This window comes from Caballeronia udeis (assembly GCF_044909315.1).
Classification (GTDB): domain Bacteria; phylum Pseudomonadota; class Gammaproteobacteria; order Burkholderiales; family Burkholderiaceae; genus Caballeronia; species Caballeronia udeis_A.
This window is the reverse complement of sequence record NZ_JBIYEB010000007.1, coordinates 1-16,601: the sequence shown is the minus strand read 5'-3', so window position 1 is coordinate 16,601 and position 16,601 is coordinate 1. Positions and strand designations below refer to the sequence as shown.

Genomic DNA, 16,601 nt, shown 5'->3' with positions numbered 1-16,601 from the left:
AGGCATTCGATGACCCCACGCGTCGCGCTGATCGCGCACGACATGAAGAAAGACGACATCGTGGCCCTGGCCGGCGAATTCGCGGCCACGCTGGCGCAGTGTCGGTTGGTAGCGACCGGCACGACCGGTGCGCGGATTGCGGCAGCCCACGGACTGGAGGTCGAGCGCAAGCTCTCCGGACCGTTCGGCGGCGATCTGCAGATTGGCGCCGAACTGGCGGAGGGGCGGGTCGACGTGGTGATTTTCCTGCGCGACCCCATGACGCCGCAACCGCACGAGCCGGATATCAACGCACTGGTGCGCGCGTGTGACGTCCACAACGTGGCGTGCGCGACGAACCTCGCGACGGCGCGCATGATTCTTGATGATCTGAAGCTGCGCCTGAGCCGGGTTTAGGCTGTGCTGCATAGCGACCGGCTGACGCCGGCAACAGGAGACAAAGGTGACAAAGGCAATTCGATTCGATAAAACCGGTGGTCCGGAAGTGATGAAATGGGTCGACGTCGAAGTGGGCGAGCCGGGCAAGGGCGAGATTCGGGTGAAGCATCATGCGGTCGGATTGAATTACATCGACGTGTATTTCCGTACCGGGCTATACCCCATGCCGCTACCCGGCGGTATCGGCATGGAAGCGGCAGGCGAAGTGACCGCGGTGGGTGAGGGCGTGGCGAATTTCAAGGTTGGCGATCGGGTGGCCTACGCGTCGCGGCCGCCCGGCGCCTACGCGGAAGAACGGGTGATGTCGGCGCAATATGTCGTGCTCCTGCCCGATGCAATCGCGTACGAGGATGCGGCGTCAGTGATGCTGCAAGGTCTGACTGCCCAATATTTGCTGCGACGGACGTATCGCGTGAAAGCCGGCGATACGATCCTGATCCACGCGGCGGCGGGCGGTGTAGGCATGCTCGCGTGCCAGTGGGCCAAGGCGCTCGGGGCGACGGTGATCGGCACTGTTGGATCGGACGAGAAGGCTGAACTCGCGAAGGCGCACGGCTGCGATCATCCAATCGTCTATACCCGCGAGGACTTCACGAAGCGGGTGCGCGAGATCACAAACGGCGCGGGCGTGCCGGTGGTCTACGATTCGATCGGCAAGGACACCTATACGGCATCGCTCGACTGTCTCGCACCGTTGGGCATGTTTGTGAGTTTCGGCAATACGTCGGGGCCGTTGCCACCTATCGATTCGTCCGAGTTCGCCGGCCGTGGTTCGCTTTATTTCACGCGGCCCACGTTGTTCAGCTATATCGCCAAACGCAGCGATCTTGAGGAGATGACGGGCGAGCTGTTCAATGTTCTGAGCACAGGCCAGGTAAAAACGAGCGTGCGGCAGCGTTATCCGCTGGCACAAGCCGCAAAGGCGCACGAAGATCTGGAGGCGCGCCGGACCACGGGATCGACGATTCTCCTGCCTTGATGAGAGCGTGAAGTTCAAGGAACGCGGCGGACGCGGGGAGCGCGGCGTTCGTTCATGCCGCGCCATCCCTCGCGGCCCGGGTGAATGAAGGCGAATAAAAGTAGTCCGCAGGTGACGCACCGGGCTGGACGCCTTGCGATCTGCATGATTAAAGCACCCGCGGCAAGACCACTGCAAAAAGCTTCGCTGCGAGGGTCTTTCTCCTCTCTATTTACACATTCTTTACGTCTGCCTCCCGATCTTTGAGCCGCCTTTTATGCTGGCGCGCTTAATGTTCGGGCCATTGCTCAATACTTGGGGAAAACCCGGCAGTGAACCCAATATCGGACCCGGCGCCGGAACCACAAAACGTACCGGCTCGTCATACTCGGAAAGCCGCGTGTCAGTATATTGATGTCGAAGCAAAGAAACCGGCCTTCGCCCAGGGTGCGATGGCTCCAAGAAGCTAAAAAATGAACCGCCCAAACCCAGACGAGCTACTCGGAAAGTTGCAGAGAGAAGAAGAGAAGCGTCATCGCGGACGGCTGAAGATATTCTTTGGCGCGTCGGCGGGAGTGGGCAAGACCTACGCCATGCTGCTTGCAGCGCGCAGCAGGAAGCAGCAGGGCGACGACGTGGTTGCCGGCATAGTGGAAACGCACGGCAGAAGCGAAACGGCCGCGTTACTGGAAGACCTCGAACAACTGCCGTTGGCGAACACGATGTACCGGGGCCATGCGCTCCAGGAGTTCGATCTCGACGCAGCGCTTAAGCGTCACCCGCAGCTTCTGCTTGTTGATGAACTTGCTCATTCCAATGTCCCGGGCGCACGTCATCTGAAGCGCTGGCAGGACGTGCATGAACTGCTGGACGCGGGTATTGACGTGTACACCACGGTCAATGTCCAGCATCTGGAAAGCCTGAACGATATCGTGGGCCAGATCACGCAGATCCGCGTATTCGAGACGGTTCCGGATCGCGTGCTGGATGAGGCCGATGAAGTCACGCTGGTCGATCTCCCGCCCGAGGAGTTGCTTGAACGGCTGCGCCATGGGAAGGTCTACATGCCGCAGCAGGCGGAGCATGCGGTCCGCAATTTCTTTCGCAAGGGCAACCTGATCGCGCTGCGCGAACTGGCGCTGCGGCGCACCGCGGATCGCGTCGATGCCCAGATGCGCGAATACCGCGCGGATCGTTCTATCGACAGGATCTGGCAGGCGCGCGACCGGCTGGTGGTGTGCATTGGGCCGGGGCCGGAAGCACCTACGCTCGTGCGTGCCGCCGCAAGGCTCGCGGCAAGCCTTCGCTCGGACTGGATCGCGGTGTATGTCGAAACCCCGAGACTGCAGAAACTCTCCGACGCCCGTCGCGAACGCACGCTCGCCGCGCTCAAGCTCGCCGGCGAACTGGGCGCGGAGACGGTGACGCTGGCCGGCGACGACGCGGTCGCAACGTTGATTGGCTATGCGCAGGCGCGCAATGCGTCGAAGCTGGTGGCGGGTGCATCGACGCATCGCGGTCTCGCCCGCTGGTTAAAACGCTCGTTCGCCGAGCGTTTGGCGGAACACGCCGGTGACCTCGATCTCACGCTGATTCGAGCGCGGGAGAGCGATCGAAGCGAAGCCGCCGACTCGGGCGACGCAAGCGGAGCGCCGTCGCAAGAGGAGGGGATTGCCCCCGACTGGCACGACGCGTTGAGCGCCGCTCGAGAGCGCCGCTCGGCGCCACGGGGCTATGCGCAGGCTATCGCTATCTGCGCGGTCATCACGCTGCTCGCAAGCCAGATCCGCGATCATTTCGATCTCACGAACCTCGTGATGTTTTATCTGATCGGCGTGATTTACGCGGCGGCGCGCATTGGCCGTGGTCCGGGCGTGCTGCTGTCGTTCCTGAGCGTCGCGGCCTTCGACTTCTTTTTCGTGCCGCCGCGTATGTCGCTATCGGTCTCCGATACCCAATACCTGCTGACCTTCGCCGGCATGCTGCTGACGTCGCTGGTGATCAGTCACCTCACGTCGAGCTTGCGGCGCGAGGCGCGCGTGGCATCGAAGCGCGAGCGCCGCACCGGCGCAATGTACGCAATGGCAGGCGAACTCGGCGCTGCGCTTGCAACCGAGCAGATCGTCGGTATCGGCATGCGGCACGTGAGCGAAGTGTTCCGCGCGAAAGTTGCGATGCTGCTGCCCGATTCCAGCGATAAGGTCCGCCAGAAACTCGACCCCTCGGATGCATCCGCAGCTGCGCTGCTGCTTGATGCCAGCGCGCTGGATCTGGATGTTGGCCAATGGGTCTACGACCAGCAGAAGCCGGCCGGGCACGGCACGGACACGCTGCCTGCCGCAGCCGCGCTTTATCTGCCGCTCAAGGCGCCAATGCGCACCCGTGGCGTGCTCGCGGTCGTTACACGTAACGCCGGGGAGCTCGACGTCCCCGAACAAAAGCGCATGCTCGATGCATTCGCCGCGCAGATCGCGCTGGCGCTGGAACGGGTGCATTACGTCGAGATTGCGCGTGATGCGCTGGTGAGCATGGAGTCCGAGCGCCTGCGCAATTCGCTGCTGTCCGCCATCTCGCACGATTTGCGCACGCCGCTCACGACTATCGTCGGGTTTGCATCGGTGCTCGCGGAGGCGCGCGGTGATGCCCGCTCACCCGCCAATGCCGAATTGATCGCGGCGATCCATGATGAATCGCTGCGCATGACCAGCATTGTCACGAACTTGCTGGACATGGCGCGCTTGCAGGCGGGTGGCCTGCGGCTGAGCCGGCAATGGTCGCTGCTTGAAGAGACGGTCGGCGCAGCGCTGCGGGCGTGTCGGCGGGTCTTGAACGGCCGCCCGGTCGAAGTCCGCCTGCCCGCCGACCTGCCGTTCCTGCAACTCGATGCCGTGCTGATGGAACGGCTCTTCTCGAACCTGCTGGAGAACGCCGCGAAGTACACGCCGCCGGGCTCGAAGCTCGTCATTGGCGCTGAGAGCGTGGAGGTGCACGGCAAGCCGTTCGTGCGTGTTTATATCGACGATAACGGTCCGGGTTTGCCCGCCAACATGGAAGATCGCGTGTTCGAGAAATTTACGCGCGGCGAGAAGGAGTCGGCCAAGCCGGGCATTGGACTCGGGCTCTCGATTTGCCGCGCAATCGTGCAGGCGCACGGCGGTACAATCGGCGCGAATAACCGGCTGGACGAGAGTCTTCCGGACCCTCGGGTCCTCGGCGCGCGCTTCTGGTTCACCTTGCCCGTGGATGCAGCGCCGCCCGTGCCCAGTTTCTCCGACGAAGCCGAAGACGACTTCGCCGATTTTTCTCCGTTGGACCCTAAAGCCCCATGAAGCCCCATGAGCGAACCTAATCTCACTGTTGTGCTGATCGAGGACGAGAAGCAGATTCGCCGTTTTGTGCGCGCGTCGCTCGAGGCTGAGGGCATTGCCGTGCATGAGGCGGAAACCGGCAAGCAGGGGCTGGTGGAAGCGGCGACGCGCAAGCCGGACCTGGTCATTGTCGATCTCGGTTTGCCCGATACCGACGGCCTCGATGTGATCCGCGAACTGCGAAGCTGGACCGAGTTGCCGGTGATCGTGTTGTCGGCGCGGACGCAGGAAGAGGAGAAGGTCGCAGCGCTCGATGCGGGCGCCGACGACTACCTGACCAAGCCGTTTGGCGTGTCGGAACTGATGGCGCGGATCCGGGCGCATTTGCGGCGCCGCAACCAGGCGGCGTCGAGTGAATCGCCCTTGGTGAAATTCGGCGACGTAGTCATCGATCTGGGCCTGCGCCAGGTCACGCGTGCCGGTGCGCCCGTGCATCTGACGCCAATCGAATACCGGCTGCTTTCCACGCTGGTGCGGCATGCCGGCCGCGTGCTGACGCACCGCCAGTTGCTGCGCGAGGTGTGGGGCCCGTCGCATGTGGAGAGCCACCACTATCTGCGCATCTACATGGCGCACCTGCGGCAGAAACTTGAACGCGATGCCGCCCAGCCGGAGCACATTGTCACCGAGACGGGCGTGGGTTATCGGCTGGTTGGGGCTGTCTGAAGCGCGTCGAGGACATCGGCTATTGGGACCTCGCCGCCGACAAACCCGATCACTTCGTCGCGCACATCGCGTGTGACGCATTCCACCGCCACCTGCGCGACATCTTCGCGTGAAACGGGTGCTGCGTCTGCGGTGCGTTGGGCGGAGAGCGCGATCGTGCCACGGCCAATGTTGTCGGAGAGCGGTCCGGGTCGCAAGATCACGTACGGGACGCCGCTTGCCTGGACATAGTCGTCGGCTTCGCGCTTCATTTTCGAGTAGTGCTTGAGCGCAAGCGGACTGGATTTTGGCCAGTATGCGGAGATCGCGCTGATCACCACCAGTTGCTTTGTCCGGCGGCGTTTCGCGTAGTCGGCGGTGCGCTGGACAGCGTCGCGATCGATCGCGCGTTCCTCGTTCACACCCTCGTTTTCCGCTGATCCGGCGGCGTAGATCACGTGCGTGACGTCGTCGAATGCATGGGAGAAATCGTGTGTCAGATCGCCGAGTACTATTTCGGCGCCGAGTGCGGCGAACTCACCACGGTGTGCGGATTTGCGCAGCAGGACTTTGAAGGGGAGGGATGCGGCGCGTAGTTGCCGTGCAATGTGGCGGCCGGTCCGGCCGTGCGCGCCGATAAGCAGGACTTTCATTGCTGGTTCGCTCCTTCTGTTCGTGGGCAGGAGCTAAAACGGTAAGCGATTTTTCGAATCCATGCACTCGGGAGGCGCCCGCCCCCGCGAGCAAACCTCGTTACTCGACTGCCCGAGCCGGCCTTGCCGGACCCCTGCGCGCGCGCCGTTCCTCCGACCAGATCCGGATCCGGTCCATATAAAGATAGACCACCGGTGTTGTATAAAGCGTCAGCAACTGACTCACGATCAAGCCGCCCACAATCGCGATCCCCAGCGGCGCCCGCATTTCCGATCCCTCGCCCGTGCCGAATGCCAGCGGCAACGCACCCAGCAACGCGGCCGCCGTCGTCATCATGATCGGCCGGAAGCGCAGCAAGCACGCCTGCTCGATCGCCTCGCGTGATGTTGCCGCCCCATGCCGCTGCGCCTGGATTGCGAAGTCGACCATCATGATCGCGTTCTTCTTCACAATACCAATCAGCAAGATCACCCCGATCAACGCGATGATGCTGAACTCCGTCCGGAACAGCAGCAGAGCGAGCAACGCACCAATGCCCGCCGACGGCAAGGTCGAGAGAATCGTGATCGGGTGGATATAACTCTCGTACAGAATCCCAAGCACGATGTACACCGCAGCCAGCGCGGCCAGGATCAGGATTGGCTGGTCCTTGGTGGAATCCTGGAATTGCTGCGCCGTGCCCGCAAAACTGCCGTGAATCGTGCTGGGCACGCCAATGGTCGCCATCGTCTCGTAGATGGCGGCGGTGGCGTCGGAGAGCGATTTGCCGGGCGGCAGGTTGAACGAGATCGTCGACGCCACGAACTGGCTCTGGTGATTCACCGACAACGGCGTGTTGCCCGGCCCGAACTTGGCAATGGCCGAGAGCGGGATCATGGTCTCCTGCGACGTCGACACCGCCGCACCCGCCGACGAACTGGACTTGCCGCTCGCGGCAATGGCGTTGGTCGCGGCATTGCGGATGGATGCGAGTGCGAGTGCGCTGGTGGTGTCGGTGGACGAAGTGCTGCTACTGGAACTCGTGGACGTCGATGTGGACGTTGACGTCGTCGTGGTCGTGGTCGCATTCGTCGATGCCGCCCCGCTCGCGGTCCCGCCCGACGTGCTCACATAAATCTGCTTGAGCATTTCCGGGTCTTGCCAGTATTTCGGCGCGACTTCCATCACCACGTGGTATTGGCTCAGCTCGTTGTAGATGGTGGACACCTGGCGCTGGCCGAATGCGTCGTAGAGCGTATTGTCGATCTGCGCCGGCTGGATGCCCAGGCGCGCGGACGTTGCCCGGTCGATGGTCACGAACGACTCAAGGCCGCCTTGCTGCTGGTCCGAATTGACGTCGGTGAGTTCGGGGCGGGTGAGCAGGGCGTCGGTGAGCTTTGGCCCCCACGTGTAGAGATCGGTGGTGGAATCAGCCAGCAGCGTGAACTGATATTGCGCATTCGATTGCCGCCCGCCCGCGCGAATGTCCTGCACGGCCTGCAGGAAGGTGCGTACGCCCGCGACGTCGGAAAGCGGCGCGCGCAGGCGCTGGATCACCTCTTCAGCCGATACCTTGCGGTCCTTCTTGGCTTTCAGCGAAATAAACATGAAGCCCGAGTTGGTCTGCCGCCCACCCGTGAATCCGGCGACGCTTTCCACAGCCGGATCGGCCTGGACAATCCGCATCATCTCGGAAAACTTGCCTTTCATCGCCTGGAAAGAGGTGCTCTGGTCGGCCTGAATGCCGCCCACAAGCCGCCCCGTGTCCTGCTGCGGGAAAAATCCCTTCGGCACGATGATGTACAGATACACGTTCAACCCGATGGTCGCGAGCAACACCAGCAACACGATCCTCGGATGCGCGAGTGCCACGCCGAGCGTGCGCGCGTACCCGTTCTGCATCCGCACGAACTGGCGTTCAAGCCAGCGCGAAAACCGCCCGGGCGGTTTCTGGTTGTGCGGTTCGTGCAGCAAACGTGCGCACATCATGGGCGTGACCGTCAGCGAGACGACCAGCGAAACGGCAATCGCCAACGACAAGGTCAACGCGAATTCGCGGAACAACCTGCCGACAATGCCGCCCATCAGCAGGATAGGAATAAACACGGCGACCAGCGAGATGCTCATCGACAGCACCGTGAAACCCACCTCCTGTGCTCCAAGAATGGCGGCTTTCATGCGCGGGACGCCGTTCTCGATGTGCCGCGAGATGTTTTCAAGCACGACGATGGCGTCGTCGACCACGAACCCTGTCGCAATGGTCAAGGCCATCAGCGAGAGGTTATCGAGCGAGAAGCCGAGCAGGTACATGGCGGCGAAGGTGCCGATGATCGAGATCGGCACGGCCACGCTTGGAATCAGCGTTGCACGCCAGTTGCGCAGGAACAGGAACACGACCATCACGACCAGCGCCACCGCGACCATCAGTGTGAACTCGGTATCGTGCAGCGAAGCACGGATCGTGGTCGAGCGATCGGAGGTCGGCGTGATCTCGATGTCGGCCGGGAGCGCGGCCTGGAGTTGCGGCACCATTGCCTTCACGCGGTCGATGGTGTCGATAATATTCGCGCCCGGCTGCCGGTAAAGAATCACGAGCACGGCGCGCTTGTTGTTGATCAGGCCGAGGTTGCGCAGGTCCTCGACGGAATCGACCACTTCGCCGACATCGCGCAGATGCACCGGCGCGCCGTTCCGGTAAGCGACCACCAGGTCGCGATACTGATCGGCCTTGCTCGCCTGGTCATTCGTATAGAGCTGGAAGTGGGTGCCGTTGAACTCGATGGCGCCCTTCGGGCTGTTTGCATTCGCCGACGCCAGCGCTGCGCGCACGTCTTCCAGGCCAATGCCATAGTGGAACAGCGCGTTCGGTTCGAGCTCCACCCGTACGGCCGGATTCGCCGAGCCGCTCACGTCCACTTCGCCCACGCCGGGCACCGTGGAAAGCGTTTGCTGCAGCACGGTCGCGGCGGAATCGTAAAGCGAACCGGCTGTGCGCGTAGGGGAGGAGAGCGCGAGAATCAGGATTGGCGCGTCGGCGGGGTTGACCTTGTGATACGTCGGATTGCTTTTCAGCGCCGTGGGAAGATCGGCGCGCGATGCATTGATGGCGGCCTGCACGTCGCGCGCAGCACCGTCAATATCGCGGTTCAAGCCAAACTGCAAGGTGATCCGCGCCGACCCTACCGAGCTTTGCGACGTCATTTCGGTGACGTCGGCAATCGATCCGAGATGGCGCTCCAGGGGACTGGCCACACTGGTTGCGACGGTTTCCGGACTCGCCCCGGGCAAGCTCGCCTGGACCGAAATGGTTGGAAAGTCCACTTGCGGCAACGGCGCGACCGGCAGTTTCGTGAACGCGAATAGGCCGGCGAGCGCAATGCCGATGGCCAGCAGCGTGGTAGCGACCGGGCGCGCGATGAACGGTTGCGACAGGTTCATGCGCCTACTCCTGATCGCTTACCGGGCTCGCCGGGCGGGGCGGCGCGTTCCGGTAGAAACGCGAACGCACGCGGCGCGCGAGCGAATCGAAGCCGAGATAGATCACCGGCGTGGTGAACAGGGTCAGCGCTTGCGACACGATCAAACCACCCACAATCGCAATCCCGAGCGGGCGCCGCAATTCAGAACCCGCGCCCCAGCCGAGCATCAGCGGCAACGCGCCGAGAAGCGCGGCCATGGTGGTCATCAGGATGGGACGGAAGCGCAGCAAACACGCCTGATAGATCGCATCGCGCGGACTTTTGCCTTGCTCGCGTTCGGCTTCGAGCGCGAAGTCGATCATCATGATGGCGTTTTTTTTCACAATGCCGATCAGCAGCACGATCCCGATGATCCCGATGATGTCGAGATCATGCCCGCTGATCATCAGCGAAAGCAGTGCGCCGACACCCGCCGAGGGCAGCGTGGACAGGATGGTGATCGGGTGGATAAAGCTCTCGTACAACACACCCAGCACGATATACATGGTGACGACCGCGGCCAGGATCAGGAACAGTTCGTTCGACAGCGACGCCTGGAAGGCTAGCGCGGCGCCCTGGAAACGGATCTGGAACGAGGCGGGCAAGCCGATGTCCTTCTGCGCCTGATCGATCGCTTTCACGGCCGCACCAAGCGAGGCGCCCGGTGCGAGGTTGAACGAGACCGTGGTTGCCGGGAACTGGCCGAGGTGCGTGACCAGCAGCGGCGCCGCACGCTCATGGAAAGTCGCGATTGCCGACAGCGGCACCTGGCCCGAGCTTGCCGTGGAGGACGGCAGGTAGATGCCGTTCAGCGTCTCGCTATAGTGGGCTTGCGTCGGCTCGGACTCCAGGATCACGCGGTACTGATTCGATTGCGTGAAGATGGTCGAGATGATGCGCTGGCCGAATGCGTCGTAGAGGGCGTTATCCACAGTAGCCGGCGTGATGCCGAAGCGCGCAGCCGTCGACCGGTCGATCTCCACATACACCGACTGCCCGTTCTGCTGCAGGTCGGTCGCCACGTCCGCCAGTTCCGGCGATTGCTGCAACCGCGCCGTGAGTTTCGGCACCCATTGTGCGAACTCCGCCGAATTCGGGTCGGTCAGCATGAACTGGTATTGGGTCGGGCTGACGGTGGAATCGATCGTCAGATCCTGCACCGGCTGCATGTAGAGCCGGATGCCGGGAATGTTCTCCACGTCTTTCTGCAACGCCCGGATCACGTCGCTCGAGGTATTGCTGCGGTCGTCGCGAGGTTTCAGGTTGATCAGCATCCGGCCGCTGTTCAGCGTGATATTGGTTCCGTCCACGCCAATGAACGAGGTCAGGCTTTCAACGTCCGGGTTCTTCAGGATCTGTGCGGCGAGCGCTTGCTGCTGTTCGGCCACTGCCTGGTAGGAGGCGGCTTGCGGCGCCTGCGTAATCGCCTGGATCACGCCGGTATCCTGGATCGGGAAGAAACCTTTCGGGATCCAGATGTAGAGCAGGGCGGTCAGCACGAGCGTAAGCAGCGCGACCACCAGGGTCGAGCGCTGCCGGTCGAGCACCCAGGTCAACGCGACGCCGTAACGCCCGATCACATAGTCGATGAACTGATGCGCACGCGCTTCGAACTGGTGACTCTCCTTCGGCGGCGTGTGGCGCAGCAGCTTGGCACACAGCATGGGCACGAGCGTGAGCGAGACGATCGCGGAAATCACGATGGTCACGGCCAGCGTGATCGCGAATTCGTGGAACAGGCGTCCGACCACGTCGCCCATGAACAGCAGCGGAATCAGCACGGCGATCAGCGAAACGGTCAGCGAGATGATGGTGAAGCCGATCTGCTTCGAGCCCTTCAACGCCGCTTCGAGCGGCGGCTCGCCTTCTTCCACGTAACGGGCGATGTTCTCGATCATCACGATGGCGTCATCGACGACAAAACCCGTCGCGATGGTCAATGCCATCAACGAGAGGTTGTCGAGTGAAAAGCCGCACAGATACATGACGGCGAGCGTACCAATCAACGAGACCGGGACGGACAAGCTCGGAATCAGCGTGGCCCAGACGTTCGCGAGGAACAGGTAGATCACGAGCACGACCAGCACCACGGAGAGCGCCAGTTCGAACTGCACGTCACGCACCGACGCGCGAATGGTCGTGGTCCGGTCGGTGACGATCCGCACGTCGAGCGCGGCCGGCAGCGAGGACTGCAACTGGGGCAGGATCTTCTTGATGCCATCGACCACCGCAATCACGTTTGCGCCCGGCTGGCGCTGCACGTTCAGGATGATGGCCGGCGTGTTGTCCACCCACGCGCCGAGCTTGGTGTTTTCCGGTCCCGAAACGACCGTGGCAACGTCCGTCAGCATCACTGGCCGGCCGTTCTTGTAAGCGATGACCGCGCTCTGGTAGGCGCTGGCGTCGGTCAGTTGGTCGTTCGCGTTGATTGTGTAGGCCCGCGAAGGGCCGTCGAAATTGCCCTTCGGCGTATTGACGTTCAGGTTCGAGATCGTGGTGCGCAAATCGTCGATGTTCAGGCCATACGACGCCAGCGCACGCGTGTTCGCCTGGATCCGGACAGCCGGCCGATTGCCGCCGCTGACCGACACCAGCCCCACGCCCCCGACCTGCGAGATCTTCTGCGCGAGACGGGTATCGGCGAGATCCTGGACCTGCGTGAGCGGCAGGGTCTTCGAGCTGATCGCGAGCGTGATGATGGGCGCATCCGCAGGGTTCACCTTGGCGTAGATCGGCGGTGCGGGCAGGTCGGACGGCAGCAGGTTGCCCGCTGCATTGATAGCCGCCTGGACTTCCTGTTCGGCGATGTCGAGCGGCAAGTCAAGACTGAATTGCAGCGTGATGACCGATGCGCCGGCCGAACTCTGCGACGACATCTGGTTCAGGCTCGCCATCTGCCCGAACTGCTTTTCAAGGGGGGCGGTGACCGAGGTGGTCATCACATCCGGTGACGCGCCCGGATAGAACGTCTGCACCTGGATGGTCGGATAGTCGACGGCGGGCAGCGCGGACAGCGGCAAGAAGCGCAGCGCGACGAGGCCGACCAGCATGATTGCCGCCATCAGCAGCGCCGTGCCGACCGGACGCAGGATAAAAGGACGCGATGGATTCATGCGGGTGCAGTGCGGTTATGGATCATGAGCGCATCACTGCGGCTGTTTGCGATGGTGGCCGCGATGCGTGCCCGAAGCAGCCGATGCAGCCGATGCCGCAGCAGCGCCTGAGGCGCCGGAAGCGGCCTTGGGTTTTTCTGCCGGGATCGTGATCTTCGCGCCTTCCTTCAGGCGGTCGGAACCGTCGATCACCACGCGTTCGCCCACTTCCAGTCCGGTCTTGATACTGGTGCGTTCACCATCGACGGGACCGATCTTCACATTACGCACGGTGACTGTATTGTCCGGCTTGACCACATAGACAAACGCGCCCGACGAACCGTTGAGCACGGCGGGCGTAGGCACGATGACCGCGTCCTTGATCACATCGACCAGCAGTTTCGTGTTCACGAACTGGTTCGGAAACAGCATGCTTTCGTTGTTGTCGAAGGTCGCGCGCAGCTTGACCGTGCCCGTGGTGGTGTCGATCTGGTTGTCGATGGTTTCCAGATAACCGCTCTCGAGCGACTTGGTGTTGGCCCGGTCATACGCGGTCACCGACATCTTCGTGCCCGCATGCAGCGGCTTCAGGATGGCGGTGAGGTTGTCTTCGGAGGTGGTGAAGATGACGCTGATGGGCTGCAGTTGCGTAATGACCACCACGCCGTTCGTGTCGCCGGTCGTCACGTAGTTGCCCGGATCGACCTGCCGCAAGCCGACACGGCCTGACACCGGCGCCGTGATGCGCGCATACGTCAGGTCGAGCTTGTAGGTATCCACGTTCGCCTGGTCCGACTTGACCGTTCCCTCGTACTGCTGGACGAGCGACGCCTGCGTGTCCACTTGCTGGCTCGCGATCGAGTCTTGCGAGAGCAGCATCTGATAGCGCTTCAGGTCGAGGCGCGCGGTTTGCAGCAGCGCCTGGTCTTTCGCGAGCGTGCCTTGTGCATTGCGCAAGGAGATCTCGTAAGGGCGAGGATCGATCTGAGCCAGGACGTCCCCCTTCTTGACCATCTGGCCTTCCTGGAACGCAACGTCCTGCAGCGTGCCGTTGAGCTGGGTCTTGACCGTCACCGACGCCAGCGGCGTCACCGTCCCGAGCGAGTTGATCACCACCGGCATTTCGCCCTGCGTCACCGTCGCGACATGCACGGGTTGCGGCGGAGCCGCCATGCCCGGACCGCCGCCACCGCGCCGGCCCCCGCCTGCCTGCCGCGCTTGCTGCGAGTTGTCAGCACCGCCACGATTCCACGGATGCCACGCGAACAAGCCCGCCACCATCAGGATCGCGACGACGATCCATACAAGCCGCCGCCGGCGGGACCGGGAGGCGGATACAGGGGGAGTCGAGGCTTGGGATACGGGCGAACGGGTGTCAGAGTGCGGCGGTGGTGCTGGGTGTTTTTTCTGTTCGTCCATCGTTTCAGTGGCTCGGTGAGTCGGTGGGCTTGGAAACTGTCTTGAGGTGCTGGCGGATTGGCGTGCAGGCGTTCGCGCGGACGCTTCTGAAGCCTGCCGGGAACGCCTTCGAATTTACGTCCCGCACTTTACGCGAATCAGGCGGCGAGCATGCCATTGATGCACAGTGTGCTTACGAAGGGTTCACGTGAGTGAAAGTATCGAAAGCTGGGCCGCGCGCGAAGTGTGATGCTACGTCCCGCGCTTCGTTGCAGTCCAGCTATCTTTCTTTCGATTGATTACGAACGTTACGAGTCCCGCCGGGGACGGAAGGCAAAACGAAATCAACGCGCGGGAGGGGCGTGAACGCGGGCCGACATCGTATCGCGTTGTACGTTTGCGAGTCAGACGAAGCCACGGCACGGCACGGCGTGCTCAATGAGTCTGCGCCGCTGGGACGGGCGAAGCAGGGGACGTCGCGCGGCGGCGAGTATGCGCGGCGCAATGAAACGATGGGCGGCGAAATGTCCCGATGTCGCGGATGCGGGCGCACCGCGACCGGTGTTTTGTCGCCCATCGGGCGCGGGGCCGGGTGTGTTACTCGCTCAGGCGCGCGGACGGTGTTCCGCCTATCTCGTGCGTGATCTTCGCGACGCATTCAAGCAAGGCCGGAGCGACCTTGTTCAGGAGCGCGTCCCGCGGCGCCTGATATTCGGCGCCGCCGCAATTGACCGCGTAACGTTGCCCGGACGGCCCTACAAAGCCTGCTGCAACGGCGTTGAGCCCCTGATGCCACTCGCCGGTGGAAATCGCGAAGCCACGGCGCACCGCGTCTTCCAGACCCGGCTTCAGGCTACCGTCGATACTGGGCCAGTCGTCGCCCGAAGCGGTCCGCAGGCTGTCGAGCAGACCGGCCCGGTCGGGTTCGCCGAGCGCCGCCAGATACGCGCGCCCGACCGCCGTGCGTCCCAGATCCATCCGCGAGCCTACTTCGAGCCGCGACACGAGCACGGCCGAGCGTGGCCGGATGGTATCGATGACGACCATGTCCAGCCTGTCGCGCACGGCCAGATGAACGCTTAGTGTGGTCCGGTCCGCCAGTTCGATGAGAAACGGCCGCGCCCGCGCCCGGATGTCGAAGTTGCGCAGGAAGCCGTTGCTCAACTCCAGGACCGAAGCCGTCAGGACGAAACGCTCACTGTCGGGTAATTGAAACAGCAAATTGGCGCTCACCAGGGTCGCCGTCAACCGCGAGATGGTCGGCTTGGGAATACCCGTCCATTCAGCTAGTTCACGATTGCTGACCGGAGCGTCGGCAGCGGCGATTCGCCGGAGCACATCGAGGCCTCGCGACAACGCGACGACTTCTTCCCCATCACGCCCTTTTTCCTTTTCCCGGCTTATAGGCCGGCTCTCAGTGGTATGCATTATTTTTCGGAACTTGGTTTCGTTGGAAAGGCCGGAGACGCCGTTCGTTGAAGCTGACTGAGCACGCGCGCCACCGCTCACCGGAATCGTATTAACCAGCAATCCAAAACGTGCATTTGCTGGACCCGTTTTTGTCATCAAACCAGCGTACCTTACTGTCAGATAGTCGCTCAATCCTCGAAATTTCGCTTGACTAGGTTTCGCATAACGTAAAAAATGGAACCCGATTTCGAAAGCACTCCGGAAGCGCGAGTTGCGCGCGTCGAATTGCGATCGATAACCAGCTCTCAGGTTCTAGCACGGCCCTCGGAATGGCTAGAACTTTTAAGGCGCTACGGCAACGTAGCGCCTTTTTTTTGCCTGTCAAAGGCACACCTGAACATGTTCAGGATGCCACCATCCTGATTGCCTGCCTGAGTTCACGGGTCGAAAAACGTTGTTGCCCAGTACTGATCTTGCCGCGATGCAGGACAGGGTAGACGCTGCATGTGGCGCGTACGCGACGCAAGTACTTACGCTACCTTATCTCACGGTTTTCCAATTCGTTCGCCGCGTATGTTTAGTATTTTCTGGTGAACTAAAGGATTCTGATGCTTTTGCCAATAAGCCGATGCCCTTCCGAAACGAAAAGGCATCGTGAGAGGCGCGGGTATGTGCAGGGTGGATGACCCGGCGAAGGGCTCATGTCCCGATCAATCCGTCTAGCGGTGTGCGGCGAACATCTTGCCGGGTTTGAGCAAGTGCCGACCGCGCAACGTCCAATAGATGCTCGTCATGCCCAATAGCGCCGCGCTGCCGAATACCAGCACAGGCGAAATCTGCTGCGGCGAAGGATTGCTGGTGGCAACGACCATCGAGGCGACCAGCGCCGCGCCCGCCTGCGCAAAGGAGCGTCGGGCACGGTTGCGATAGCCGGAAAAACGCACTGAACGCGACATTGGCGTGCGCGTGAACGGCTCGAAAAGGATCAGCCCGGCGACGAGGGCAACCAGCAGGTTCATCAGGATCATGGCGACACTTCAATATCGAATTCAGGATGGCCGCACTATAAAAGGCCAGTTCAAAAAGAGCTCGGAAGGGCTGTTTAGTTTTCCACGAAACGGTTAACCTTGGATACCTGAACAACGGATCAAGGAATGCCGGCACCTATCATCGATGACGAATTGTGGGCACTGATCGAACC

10 protein-coding genes are annotated in these 16,601 nt (G+C 62.2%); 4 read left to right on the top strand and 6 right to left on the bottom strand.

The genetic code is table 11. The features are described from left to right. The first annotated feature begins 9 nt into the window (after positions 1–9). From ABH944_RS13460 to kdpE, 4 genes are all read left to right on the top strand, one after another. Entirely contained in the window at positions 10–396 is a 387-nt protein-coding gene (locus ABH944_RS13460; protein ID WP_404606981.1) for a methylglyoxal synthase, read from the top strand. A 46-nt stretch (positions 397–442) separates the two neighbouring features. Beyond that, positions 443–1,417 (top strand): quinone oxidoreductase family protein, encoded by a 975-nt coding sequence (locus tag ABH944_RS13455; RefSeq protein WP_404606980.1) that lies wholly within the window; start codon positions 443–445, stop codon positions 1,415–1,417. A gap of 452 nt (positions 1,418–1,869) precedes the next feature. Beyond that, positions 1,870–4,725, top strand: coding sequence for a DUF4118 domain-containing protein (locus ABH944_RS13450; RefSeq protein WP_404606979.1), 2,856 nt, complete (start codon positions 1,870–1,872; stop codon positions 4,723–4,725). 6 nt (positions 4,726–4,731) lie between these two features. Next, entirely contained in the window at positions 4,732–5,430 is a 699-nt protein-coding gene (gene kdpE / locus ABH944_RS13445; protein ID WP_062087883.1) for a two-component system response regulator KdpE, read from the top strand. Here kdpE and ABH944_RS13440 read toward each other — a convergent pair. The 6 genes from ABH944_RS13440 to ABH944_RS13415 all read right to left on the bottom strand — a co-directional run bounded on the left by ABH944_RS13440 (position 5,406) and on the right by ABH944_RS13415 (position 16,428). After that, on the bottom strand, positions 5,406–6,062 hold the full coding sequence (locus ABH944_RS13440) for an SDR family oxidoreductase (RefSeq protein ID WP_404606977.1): 657 nt from the start codon (positions 6,060–6,062) through the stop codon (positions 5,406–5,408). The genes kdpE and ABH944_RS13440 overlap by 25 nt on opposite strands. Positions 6,063–6,162: 100 nt before the next feature. Beyond that, positions 6,163–9,480: an efflux RND transporter permease subunit gene (locus ABH944_RS13435; RefSeq protein WP_404606976.1), complete on the bottom strand. Its 3,318-nt coding sequence runs from the start codon at positions 9,478–9,480 to the stop codon at positions 6,163–6,165. Between the two features lie 4 nt (positions 9,481–9,484). Further along, positions 9,485–12,613: an MdtB/MuxB family multidrug efflux RND transporter permease subunit gene (locus ABH944_RS13430; protein ID WP_404606974.1), complete on the bottom strand. Its 3,129-nt coding sequence runs from the start codon at positions 12,611–12,613 to the stop codon at positions 9,485–9,487. 33 nt (positions 12,614–12,646) lie between these two features. Continuing rightward, positions 12,647–14,011 carry an MdtA/MuxA family multidrug efflux RND transporter periplasmic adaptor subunit gene (locus ABH944_RS13425; protein WP_404606973.1) on the bottom strand — a complete coding sequence of 455 codons (1,365 nt, stop codon included), beginning with the start codon at positions 14,009–14,011 and terminating at the stop codon, positions 12,647–12,649. Between the two features lie 576 nt (positions 14,012–14,587). Continuing rightward, the gene (locus ABH944_RS13420) at positions 14,588–15,418 is read right to left on the bottom strand and encodes an IclR family transcriptional regulator (protein ID WP_404606972.1); all 831 of its coding nucleotides are present in this window, start codon (positions 15,416–15,418) and stop codon (positions 14,588–14,590) included. A gap of 701 nt (positions 15,419–16,119) precedes the next feature. Then, a complete protein-coding gene (locus tag ABH944_RS13415; RefSeq protein ID WP_404606971.1) occupies positions 16,120–16,428 on the bottom strand; it encodes a hypothetical protein in 309 nt (102 codons plus the stop codon). Positions 16,429–16,601: the final 173 nt, after the last annotated feature.